At 46.0% G+C, this 11,516-nt stretch carries 8 protein-coding genes; 5 read left to right on the forward strand and 3 right to left on the reverse strand.

Going from position 1 to position 11,516, the window contains the following annotated elements:
• Positions 1-560: 560 nt before the first annotated feature.
• Genes Q0R17_RS09355 through Q0R17_RS09365 form a run of 3 tightly spaced genes read right to left on the reverse strand, consistent with a single transcriptional unit; the run spans position 561 to position 4,273 of the window.
• Complete coding sequence (locus Q0R17_RS09355; RefSeq protein WP_293934376.1) at positions 561-2,243, reverse strand: ShlB/FhaC/HecB family hemolysin secretion/activation protein; 1,683 nt, start codon at positions 2,241-2,243, stop codon at positions 561-563.
• Positions 2,244-2,302: 59 nt separating this feature from the next.
• Positions 2,303-3,013: a CTP synthase gene (locus Q0R17_RS09360; protein ID WP_293934378.1), complete on the reverse strand. Its 711-nt coding sequence runs from the start codon at positions 3,011-3,013 to the stop codon at positions 2,303-2,305.
• Positions 3,014-3,034: 21 nt separating this feature from the next.
• Positions 3,035-4,273, reverse strand: a complete 1,239-nt coding sequence (locus Q0R17_RS09365) for a deoxyguanosinetriphosphate triphosphohydrolase family protein (RefSeq protein WP_293934379.1) — start codon at positions 4,271-4,273, stop codon at positions 3,035-3,037.
• A 701-nt stretch (positions 4,274-4,974) separates the two neighbouring features.
• On the opposite strand from Q0R17_RS09365, the gene ccoG reads away from it, so the two are divergent.
• The 5 genes from ccoG (at position 4,975) to Q0R17_RS09390 (ending at position 11,301) form a co-directional block, all read left to right on the forward strand.
• The gene (gene ccoG / locus Q0R17_RS09370) at positions 4,975-6,336 is read left to right on the forward strand and encodes a cytochrome c oxidase accessory protein CcoG (RefSeq protein WP_293934381.1); all 1,362 of its coding nucleotides are present in this window, start codon (positions 4,975-4,977) and stop codon (positions 6,334-6,336) included.
• A 359-nt stretch (positions 6,337-6,695) separates the two neighbouring features.
• Positions 6,696-8,126, forward strand: coding sequence for a PLP-dependent aminotransferase family protein (locus tag Q0R17_RS09375; RefSeq protein ID WP_293934383.1), 1,431 nt, complete (start codon positions 6,696-6,698; stop codon positions 8,124-8,126).
• A gap of 270 nt (positions 8,127-8,396) precedes the next feature.
• Positions 8,397-8,861 (forward strand): hypothetical protein, encoded by a 465-nt coding sequence (locus Q0R17_RS09380; RefSeq protein ID WP_293934385.1) that lies wholly within the window; start codon positions 8,397-8,399, stop codon positions 8,859-8,861.
• Between the two features lie 93 nt (positions 8,862-8,954).
• Complete coding sequence (locus Q0R17_RS09385) at positions 8,955-9,740, forward strand: hypothetical protein (RefSeq protein WP_293934387.1); 786 nt, start codon at positions 8,955-8,957, stop codon at positions 9,738-9,740.
• A gap of 670 nt (positions 9,741-10,410) precedes the next feature.
• Positions 10,411-11,301: a hypothetical protein gene (locus Q0R17_RS09390; protein ID WP_293934390.1), complete on the forward strand. Its 891-nt coding sequence runs from the start codon at positions 10,411-10,413 to the stop codon at positions 11,299-11,301.
• Positions 11,302-11,516 lie beyond the last annotated feature (215 nt).

Genomic DNA, 11,516 nt, shown 5'->3' on the forward strand with positions numbered 1-11,516 from the left:
ACTTTGGGCCGATTCGACTAGGTTCGTTTGATGAGCGACAGGTAACAGGTGCAAAAAATGATTACTTAACTTTAACGCGAAAAGTGTCACCTATGTCTGTGGACTAAAGTGTTACCTATGTCCTTGACCTTTACAGCCCCAGCCAGCACGAAACCCCTCACTGCGGACAATCGAGCGGCGGCTGCGGAACTCGCTTCGCTCAGACAGTCCTCGCCGAAACCCCGCCCGCTTGTTCCTCGCTTCGGCGTGCTTCAAGGGGATTTTTAAGCCCCATGCGGAGAGCGTGGTCATTATGTTTTTTCGCTGTTTACTAAGGCACAAGAAAATTGTTTAGTGCATATGAGGTTTTTCCTTTCCCACAAAAAAAGCCATACATGCCATTGGTTTATGTTGATGCGTCTAAGGTACTGTTCTAACGTGCCCACGCAGCCACATGGTGTGGACGCGTGGGCATAAAAACTTGCCCACCCACCATTTTTTAGAAAAATTGCTTTTCGGGAATATTTTTAACGATTAGGGCGTTAAGAAATTATGCCGGGTGATGAATAAGAACAGCCGCTTTAAAACTGCCAGCTTAATCTGGAAATAATCTGGCCTTCTTCATTTTTAAATCCATCCGGCATATAGAGCGCGCGGTTGTATTCCAAATCAATATTAAAATCCTGCATATTGAAGCTTAAACCCAAAGTCATTCCGGCCAAGCTTTGATAGCCTAGATTGGCTTGCAAAACACGCCCAGTATCGATGCCGATTCTTGGGCTTAAAAAAGCGCCCAATAGGGGTAGGCGGGCAGATAGCGTATTGCGCCAATACCAGCCGGTATCGCCCGATAAAGAGTTACGTTTAAAACCATGCACTGCAGATTGGCTGGCTAGCTCTACTTGCTCGATAGCGGGTAGGCGATCGCGGCTGCCTTGCCAGCTCCAGCTGCTTTGCAGGCTGATGGCCTGCTCGGCAATTACAAAATTGCGATATAACTTGATCCCTAACTTAGCCTTGGTGAATTCTGGCCTAGGCCAATCGGCTATGGGCTTATCGTGATCTGCGCCAAACCAAGTCAGGCCTTTTTCTAGCGATGCATCTAGCACCCAAATGCCGCTATCGCCGATCAGCATCTGGTTAAAACCAAGCTCCATTACGGTGAGTTTGGGGCTGCTGATCCCTAGCCAGCCATCTAGAAAATAATTATCCGAGCGTTTATGGCTTAGCTGTACGCTGGCCGTGCTGGTGGCGTGCTGGCTGCGGGCGATAACCCGATCAAGCCTTACGCCGCTTTGGCTGGATTCGCCCGATAGCTGCACTGCATAGACATCTAATTGCTGGGTGTTTAAATAGCGGGATTCACTGGCAAAGGCGCTCAGTGTCCAGTAACCATAGGGCAGGGAATAAAACAAAGAGCTGCTGCGGCTATAGCGGGTATTGGGATTATCCGTGGTGCTTTGTGTAGATAAGCTAATAAAATCAGAAGCTGCAAATGGGCTATCCCAAGAGGCATTCATGCCAGCAATCCATTCACCGGTTGATTCTTGCCCAGAATCGTTAAGCGACATGCCGCCATGCCAAGGCGGGGATTCCGGATTGCGCAGCATGAGGATAGAGCCGCCCTGAGCCGCGCCAGGTAAAATATCGACGGTGGCATGGTTTGATTGCAAGCGATTGGCTTGATCTAGCCCTTGATCGATATCTTTAATATTGAGCGGCTGCCCAATCACATCTGGAAACAAAGTGCCTGTGTTTAGGCGGCGATCAGCACTTTGGATAGCCTCAACATGGCCTTCAATCGCCCTGAGCGTTAACACCCCATCTGCATCTGGGCCGGATGCCAAAATACGCACGGCAATATAGCCTTTTTGCACATAAAGCGTGGTGAGCGCCTGAATAAAGCGATTGATATCTTGATTGCTTAGGCATTCTGCGCTGGGTAGACCTAGCGCATTCACCTCGGCATGACTCAGTAACTCTATTCCAGCCAGCTTTAGCCCTTTGATGGCAAGGCAATCAAACTCTTGCATGCTGGAGGCAGGATGGGCTGGCAGGGCGCTGTCGTCATTTTTAAGCTGACGCATGCGTTGATCATCAACAATCGAGCGAAAACGATTGGCGTTTTCTTGCATCAAGCGGCGGGATTGATCTTCCATCGATTGCTGCATGATGGGCAGATCCGGTTTTATATCCGCAGCTGCGCTAGCTAGGCTAATGCTAGCAAGCAGGGCGGATAACAGAGTGCGCTGAGTTTTAGTCAAGGGGGTTTATCTTCGCTAATTAGATTCGTTTTCCTTTTTTAAATTAGGCAAGTTGTACATTATTGTCTGTACTTCATAGTGCTTATTCGAATAGCGGTAATAAAAGCTTTCACAATCGGCGGGCATACACCTGTGAGTGCTTTGCGCTCTGGTTGAAACAGCGTGGCGACAAAAAATGGATGATCATCTAGCTCAATGCCGCGAATATCCCCAGCCTCATCCATGGCCGTGGCGCGTAATGGCCCAGCGGTGAGCGCAGCCTGAAACTCAGGGTTTAGCCCATAGCGGCAGCGATAGCCTTCAGTTGATGGTTGATTTTGATAAGCCTCGGCAAGTTTTGATACGGCCATAAAACGCACGCTGGCGTTGGCTTCTACCAAGCTGCATTCCAGCGGCGAAATCACTGCCCGCTGTGCATCGGGGGCGGTTTCTGCATGATCGGCATCGGCCCAGCCCAGTACATTTCTGGCGTATTCAATCACCGCATGCTGAAAGCCACCGCAAGTGCCTAAAAATGGAATGTTTTTCTCGCGAGCATAGCGAATCGCCAGTAATGCACCATCGGTATTCTGATAGGGGCTGCCGGGAACGCACCAAAGCCCCGAAAATTGCTGGAGCTGCGCCCTGTGGGTGATATCGGCGGTAGGCAGCCATACAGGGTTAATTCCTATATCTAGCGCCTTGGCCGCCAGCTCCAGCGCCACAGGAATCGCCTGATGTGCAGTGATTTCAGCATTAAAATCGCCAATCAAGCCAATTGTTAGCTGCATACAAATCCTTATGTGAATGGTTTAAGGTGCAATATGGTTTTTATATAATTTATTGTATTCAGATTCACCAAAATACTTAATATATTCTTGCGTAGCAAAAGCGTCCATGGTGCCGGAGATATAATCGGTAATCAGGCGAGTGGTGTTTTCTTTTCCCACGCGGTAGCGCAGCTCGGCAGGGAAGAGTTGCAGGCCTGGGTTATATTGCTCATCTGAATAAACTTGAAATAGCCCACGAATAATATTTTCACCGCGTTTTTCGTATTGCAGAATACTTTTCTTTTTAAGAATCATTTTAGATAACACATTCTTTAAGCCCGCCGCTAGCTTTGCATGCTGGCGATAGCCAATTTCTTCTACCCCATTATTGTTTACCACGGCAATGTCTTGGCAAAGGGTATGGATAATGGTTGAAGTAAGCTCTTTAATAAAAATATAAGAGAATTCTTCCGAGGTGCGCATTAAATAAGCGCCGCCCGCTTCTTTTTGGCAGGCGTCAATAATTTCTTTAAAAGTATCGTAAGCATCATTGTATTTTTCGCTGATTTTAAACGAGTACAGCAGCTCGCCCATATCCACCATATCGGCATTAATAGCGTCTTCTAAATCATGCGCAGCATAGGCAATCTCATCGGCGATGTCCATGATTTGCGCATCAATACTTTTTTTATCAAGAATACTGTGCTTATTTAGCTGTTCTTTTAAAAAATGGTAATTATCATCGTATAAAAATTTATTCGGGTTTTCTGCCGAAGTATGAAAGTATTTAATCGTGCCCCAGATGGTACGCAGGGTTAAATTTAGGCCAGAGTAATGAATGCTTTTGGTTTCTAAATTATGCACAATTCTAAATGCCTGCGCATTACCTTCATAGCCACCCACGTCTTTAGAGAGCGAATGCAAAATACGCTCTCCATGATGGCCAAATGGTGGGTTGCCAATATCATGAATCAGTGCGCAGGTTTCAGTCACAGCAGGGTGCTTTAAGCCTAAATCCATGGCAATGCTGCGGGCAATCTGGGCAACTTCTAAGCTATGCGTCAGCCGGTTGCGGCTAAATTTGGTGTTGTTTACGCTAAGTAGCTGCATCTTGCCTTGCAAGCGTCTGAACGATGAGCTGTATAAAACCCGGGCATAGTCGCGCATATAGTTATCGCGATCTCTGCCATCCATGCTTTTTTCGGCGTGGAAGCGGTAGGCTAATTTTTCGGCTTCATTTTCTTTATGCTGAGCAAATTCTATGGTTTGGGCTGAGTACATGGTGATCCTTAAGTGCTGCAATCTCAGGCTGAATGTCAGCTGGGATGTTTGAATTTGTAGGGCTGTGTTTGTCTTTGGCTAGGTAAAATATAATCCCGTTAACTTAGCAATAAGCCATGGTACGGCCACGCAATGACAAGCATTAAATCATCGTAGGGCGGGTGCAACCCGCGTATTTTTTAGCATCGCTCGCGGGTTGCACCCCATACGCGCTAACCAACGTCAAAAAGATCTTTTTAGTGCCTTCGGCACGTTGATTTAGGTGCGGCATCCTCGCGGAGCATAAGTATCTGCACAAGTTTGATGTGTTCCCCCCTTTGAAAAAGGGGGGCTAGGGGGGATTTAGTACGGCATATCATTACTAAAAGATAGCAGCTAATTCAAAAGCAAATCCCCCTCAATCCCCCTTCAACAAAGGGGGAAGCTACAGCTGAAGCACTGCCTAATTATCCCAGTGGGGACTGCCTTTCTTAAACGGCCAGAAATCCTAGTAAGCAAAGAAGGCTGCCCCGACCAGTACGAAGGCCCCTCATCTGCGGACATCTAATATTCTCAGATTACACAATCCTTCCCCTGCCTTAAAGCACACTCAGCTTAGCTGATTCATTTACCGTCTGTGTACCCTTATCTCTGCCTGCCTGTGTCTTTGATTGGGCCGCGGGGGCAAGTATAAAGTGGCTTTTGCTGATTGGATTTGTGCCATGCCTGCCAAGCCTATTAAAGCCATGCCCATACAATTTTATCCGCGCTTGACTAAGGGGCGGTTTAATAATTGGCGGGTATTGATGATTATTATTACCCAGTTGATTTTCTTTGGCTTGCCGTGGGTGCATTGGCAGGGGCAGCAGGCGGTTTGGTTTGATCTGGCGCGGCAGCAGTTTTTTGTGTTTGGGATGAATTTTTGGCCGCAGGATTTTATCTATTTAATGGCGCTGATGATGGCGGGGGCGTTTGCGTTGTTTTTTTGGAGCACGCTTTCTGGGCGCATCTGGTGTGGCTATGCCTGTCCGCAAACAGTGTATTCCACCATTATGCTGTGGATAGATCGCCTAACCGAAGGCTCGCACACCCAGCGGGCTAAGCTGGATGCCGCGCCGTGGTCGGTGAAAAAAGTGCTGCGCAAATCCAGCAAGCACGCGCTGATGTTGCTGTTTTGTTTTTGGACTGGCTTTAGTTTTGTAGGTTATTTCAGCCCGATTCGCGATATGGCAGGCGCTTTGCCAAGCTTGTCTTTTGGGCCTATCGAATGGCTATGGATTTTTAGCTACGGCAGCTTTACCTATGTGCTGGCGGGCTTGCTGCGTGAGCAGGTGTGTAAGCATATGTGCCCCTATGCACGTTTCCAAAGTGCGATGTTTGATTCGCAAACCTTGGTGGTGGCTTACGATGCCGTGCGCGGAGAGCCGCGTGGTGCTCCGCATAAAGCAGCCGTTCCGCAGGGTGATTGTGTAAATTGCAATATCTGTGTGCAGGTTTGCCCGGTGGGCATTGATATCCGCCAAGGCCTGCAATATGAGTGCATAGGCTGCGCCGCCTGTATCGACGCCTGCGATGTGGTGATGGATAAAGTCGAAAAACCACGCGGCTTGATTCGGTTTACCAATGAGAAAAATATGCAAAAGCCCGGCGCGGTGGGCTTAAGCTGGCAGCATCTGCTGCGCCCAAGAGCGGCACTGTATGGTCTAGCCGTGGTGCTGGTATTGGGCATTGCCAGCGTGTCGCTGATGCAGCGCCAGCCGCTCAAATTGGATATCGCAAGGGATAGAAATATCCTCGCCCGCGAAACAGCCCGAGGCTGGCTGGAAAACAGCTACACCCTGCAACTGGGCAATAGCTCGGCCAGCGAGCAGCATTTAGAGCTAACGGTAGAGGGCTTGCCCGGTGTAGAAATCTATAGCGACGAGCCAGTGATTGCCCTGCCCGCAGGCAGTAACCGGCAGATTACCGTAAGGCTAGAAGTCGCCCAATCCACTGGCAGCGTGCCGATTGTCTTCACCGCCAAAAGCCGCAACCACCCCGCGTGGAAAGTCAGCGCGCCAAGCAGTTTTCTGGCCTTGCAATGAAGTGAGTTATAGATGTGATGCAGAAAAACCTAAATCTTGAACCACAGAGGGCACAGAGGGCACAGAGGGCACAGAGAACACAGAGTTTCACAGAGGAAAACATGGTTTGAATTCAGTTTTCTTGTAAGACTTTAAGTGTTTAAAGCCCTGCAATTAGGATTTGTATCGCTGTTCGCGGGCCACCCACCATTGCTTCAGTATCGAAATAAGTTTGATGTACTTGTTCCCCCTTTGAAAAAAGGGGGGGCTACAGTAGTTGAAGTACCACCTATTGTGTGTCGATACTTATGCCACCATTGGGGCCGCAGATGCTAAAAAAGGATTTTATCTCTTTGTTTCCCGAGTATCTGGAATTACCAATGCTTTACACTATGGCTGAGCGGCCTGTCAGGCCGCAATCCAGCCCTGAGTGTATGAGCAAATTTCAGCAATTAATCGACTTCTTCACCCTTGCCATCGATAGGGGGGATTACCAGCTTGGCGATAAGCTGCCTTCCTTACGCTCGGTTTGCCAAACGCACCAAGTCAGCATGACCACCGCCAAAAAAGCCTTTTATGAGCTGGAGCGGCTGGCCTATGTAGAGGCCGAGCCGCGTGCGGCGTTTAGGGTGATTGTGGCGGGGCAGGGTAGAAAGATCGATGCGCTGGCCGCTGGCGAGTTCGATCCACTCTGTCTTTTAGAAAACGTTGCCGCGCCTTGGGGCTCACCCTTTATCAATGCCGATCTGCTCGATACCCGCGCCCTGAATCGTGAATTAATGCGGGCCATGGCCTCTTATCCGCAAGCGCTTAATCATCAGCCCATGTTGGGGCTAGATCAGCTACGCCGCCAAATTGCCCGCATGTATCACAGCGAAGGCGTGCATTTGCATTGGGAAAACCTGATCGTTACCTGTGGCGGCATGGAAGCCTTATCGCTGGCGATTCAAGCCGTAGTGCAAGGCATTAGTAAGCCCTGCCTTGCCGTAGTCACACCTGCATTCCCCGGCGTGCTTAGCCTGATTCGTCAGCTAGGAATCAGCGTAGTTGAAGTCGCTTCCGAGCCTTATCTGGATCTGCCCACGCTGGGGGTGCTCTTGCAAGAGCAAGCTATTACCGCCTTGCTGGTGATGCCCAATTTTCAGCACCCCAGCGGGCGCTGTATGCCCGAGGCAGATAAACAAGCGCTGCTCGACTTAGCCTACCAGCACCAGCTAGCGATTATCGAAGACGACACCTACCGCGCCCTGCACTTTAGCGGGCAAGCCCCCCTGCCACTTAAAGCCTATGACAGGCTGGGCCTGGTACTGCATTGCTGCTCATTCAGCAAAACCATAGCCCCCGGTTACCGAGTTGGCTGGATAGAGCCAGGCCGCTGGAGCGATCGCATCCGCGCACTCAAGTTTTGCAGCTCACTCAGCTCGCCACTCCCCAGCCAATTGGCGCTGGCCGCCTTACTCGCGGGCGATTTACACACCCGCAGCATCGCCAAATTACGCACTGAATTACAAAAACGCACTGACGCCATGCGTACCGACATCCTCGCCTGCTTTCCCGCCGGCACCCAAGTAGAAATCCCCGCCGGCGGCTACCTGCTATGGATCACCCTGCCGCAAGCCATCGACCTAAGTGCCCTGTTAAAAAAAGCGCTCGCCAAAGGAATCCACTTCGCCCCCGGCTGGCTCTGCTACCCCCAAGGCGGGCCACTGTGTAAGCAAATGCGCTTGAATGCGAGTTTTTATTTGGGGCAGAGGGAGGAGTTGGGGTGGTTGGGGGAGGGGATTGTTTGTGAGATGAAACAGACTGGATAAAGTTTCGTGTAATATGCCTTTGTTATAATTCTGTTAATGCTATGTTAGTAAAATTATCTGCAATGCCCTGATCAATCTTTATTTTTAGTATACGTATTTAATTTTGTGTGCTTATTTTTTAATTTGAAAATTGAAAAACGTTTATATTTTGGTAATGATAGCTCTAGTAGAGTAGATGTGTTTGTTTTATAAAGTTTATTTTTTATATCTTCCTAGTGTGTTAATTATATATTCTTTGGGTTTTACCCGCTACTTTAGAGAGAATTTGATATGAAATTAATAAAATTGATATCGGTATTTATTTCTAGTTGTTTTTTAAGTGCATGTGTGACTACTCCAGTTGTTGAAGAAAAAGTAAATCTACCACAATTGAAAATGCGTGACAAAAATATAAAGCCGACAAGTCGTTCGTATGAGGTGCTTCAAAAATACTTAGAGACCACAATAAAAGGTGAAAAGCTCAGCGCTAACTGGTGTAAAGACTCTGCTGAGTATGCAACTGAATTTTTTTCTCCGACTAAATTTGAAATTCTTGGAAAGCCAGAAGCTGATACTTTTTATAATGATAAAATTGGAGCGTATTGGAATATCTATAGTGTCAGAGTATGGTCTAGTAACCAAGGAGGAGTAGCAATCATAAAAGACTGGAAGATATCTCTTAAGTTTGCTGAAAAAAAATACGCTCCTGAAGATAGATATCAATGGTGCCTTGACTACATATATACCAAAAATTAATAAATATTAGATTGTTTTTTGACTGGATATTGCATTGGCATGGCGGGGTGACAGTTTTTAGTCAACTCCTCCATTCTGATAAAGGGCTTGGCTATGCACATTAGAAATATTAGTTTTAAATTGGATGAGCTTAATCCTTTACATAGAAATTTTTTATTTTGGGTGGCCACATTTTTACCATTGCTTTTTGCCGTTTTAATGGCATTTCCGTTATTTAAAAATCTTTATTTTAATTTTACTGAGGATGGCTACGTATTGTTTTTTTCTAAATTTAAATTATCGCTTTCAATTGCTGCTTTGAGTATCCCGTTTGGGATGGTTGTTTCTAAATTTCACTCTTCTGCGCAAAAAGTAGCAACTATTACACAAAGTAAACTTCAGAATAATTTTGCAAATTATCTAAGTCATCGTGACCATTTTCAAAAATATATGCAAACGGTTTCTGATGAGTTTGATTTAAAAATTGATGCTTTCAAAATGTATGGAATTATTTTTAATAAGTCAACGCTAAGTGGGGTTTCAGTTGAAATTGGATCTGGTATTTTTGATTTCTATGAAAAGCAGTATGAAGATCATTTTTGGTCGAAAATGAAATTTTCTGCCCCTAATTTTACAGCGATGGAGGTCAATATATATTTCCCTCGTTTTGCTAAGGAAGTTGGCATTAATGCTGAGAAAATAATCATTAATGATTATGAGTCTTTGAAAAGTACTTTAATAAAAATAAGAAAAATTTACAGAAGAGGAATGGAATATGGGCTCACGCGGGCTGATTCATCTTCAAGTATTGAACTGGAAGAGTATGGTTTTTCTGAATTAACTGGTAGGTTTGATCTTTGGTCTAATAGTAATGGCTTTAAAAATGTCTGGAAGCCATAGTGCGTTAGGGGGCATATAGCTTAGCTCAACCTACTGTACACAAGTTAAGCGCGTTTTTTAGATGCCTTCGGCACATTGGTTTAGGTGCGGGAGTCCCCCGCGTGGGACTCACTTTCTTGAACGGCCAAGAAAGTAAGCAAAGAAAGCCGCCCCGACCAGCACGAAAGCCCCTCACTGCGGATAATCGGCTCGGCGAAAAAGGCTGCTCGGGAGCAAGCCCGCTACCCCTTTTCCGAAACCCCGCCCCGCTTATTCCTCGCTTCGGCGTGCTTCAAGGGGATTCTTAAGCCCTATGCGTAGAGCGCGGTTACTAGGTAGGTTGGGGTAAATCATGGTCAGCCCATCGGGGGTACGTAGGGTTGATCAAACATGCCCAAACTACTTGCTGATAATGCATGAGTTCAATCTGCGGTGAAATTTCATTGTGTTAAATTTTTCTGATTGATTTAGTAAGTATTTTTTTTGTTATTTTGTGTGTTTTTTTAAAGCTTGGTGTAATATGCCGTTGGATTTTTTTGTTGCCATATTCGTCGAATAATTTGCCCAGTGCACAATAAATTTTTCTATTTGCAAGCACACATAATGTGGGTTGTTTTGTATGCGCTGTTTGTCTAGGCGAATTATTTTATGTTTTTTTGAATTCGTATTATTTTAAATAAGATATAAAATTATGAAAAAAATATATTTTAAGCGCATGTTCTTTTTGGTATTGCTTGCATTTTTATCTGCATGTGGAGGTAGTGCTGATGATGAAAGTGGTGTGGCCTTGTGTGCGGATGGTACGACTACCCAGTCTGCTGGGAAACAAGGGGCTTGCTCACATCATGGTGGTTTAGCTGTTACACCAACTCCCGTTCCAAAACCAACTGTCGTACCAACACCCGCTCCAGTACCTGTTGTGGGTAGTTCCGCCGGTTTGTGGTTGGGTAAAACGACTGCAAATCGCTCCATTACTTCTTTAGTATTGAATGATGGGACGTTTTACAATTTTTATTCAGTAGCTGGCAATCCAAATAAAATTGCGGGTGTCGTTCAAGGGGCTGGTACTGCAAGTAATGGAACCTTTCAATCAAATAATGCGAAAGATTTTAACCTAGAGGGATATGGCATTTTGCCCGCATTTGTTTCTGCTAGTTATACCGCTAAATCGGCATTTAGCGGAACAGTAGCTTATTCAGATTCACGTTTTGGTGTTACTTCTTTTAGTAGTAGCTATGATCGTGATTATGAAACAAAGCCTAATTCAACTAATATTGCTGGTGTGTTTTCAGGAGTTGTATCAACTTCTTCAGGAAATGAATCGGCCGCAGTGAATATTTCTGCCGCTGGTGTGATTACCGGAGCTGGAACATCTACTTGTTCAATTTCAGGCTCGGTAACGCCACGCGCAGATGGCAATGTTTACGATATGGTTATTAAATTTGGTGGGTCACCGTGTTTGTTTGCAAATCAATCCTTAACTGGGATAAGCTATTTTAATTCATCGACTAAACGTTTATACGCAGCTGCGCCTAATTCTAGCCGCACAGATGGGGTTGTGTTTGTAGGGGCTAAGTTTTAATTTTTTGCATGGTAGCTTAGGCTAAAGCTTTATTAGCCCAATATTTCATTGTGTATAAAAACGGTGGGTTACGCCAAAGGTAAAGCGCTTTTGTCTAACCCACCCTACGAAAGTCATGTGATGTTTGCTTTTGATATGTTTTTAAAATGAACTAAACGAATATTTACTACTAATTGCGATGATTGCATTGGGCTTTTGAAAGTCCCCTTGAAGCA

The organism is Iodobacter sp., from assembly GCF_025352645.1.
Lineage (GTDB): Bacteria > Pseudomonadota > Gammaproteobacteria > Burkholderiales > Chitinibacteraceae > Iodobacter.

Bases quoted from the DNA above. Each gene is read 5' to 3' on its own strand.
- Q0R17_RS09360 (WP_293934378.1), bottom strand. From the start codon at position 3,013: ATGCAGCTAACAATTGGCTTGATTGGCGATTTTAATGCTGAAATCACT.
- Q0R17_RS09365 (WP_293934379.1), bottom strand. From the start codon at position 4,273: ATGTACTCAGCCCAAACCATAGAATTTGCTCAGCATAAAGAAAATGAA.
- ccoG (WP_293934381.1), top strand. From the start codon at position 4,975: ATGCCTGCCAAGCCTATTAAAGCCATGCCCATACAATTTTATCCGCGC.
- Q0R17_RS09375 (WP_293934383.1), top strand. From the start codon at position 6,696: ATGCTTTACACTATGGCTGAGCGGCCTGTCAGGCCGCAATCCAGCCCT.
- Q0R17_RS09380 (WP_293934385.1), top strand. From the start codon at position 8,397: ATGAAATTAATAAAATTGATATCGGTATTTATTTCTAGTTGTTTTTTA.
- Q0R17_RS09385 (WP_293934387.1), top strand. From the start codon at position 8,955: ATGCACATTAGAAATATTAGTTTTAAATTGGATGAGCTTAATCCTTTA.
- Q0R17_RS09390 (WP_293934390.1), top strand. From the start codon at position 10,411: ATGAAAAAAATATATTTTAAGCGCATGTTCTTTTTGGTATTGCTTGCA.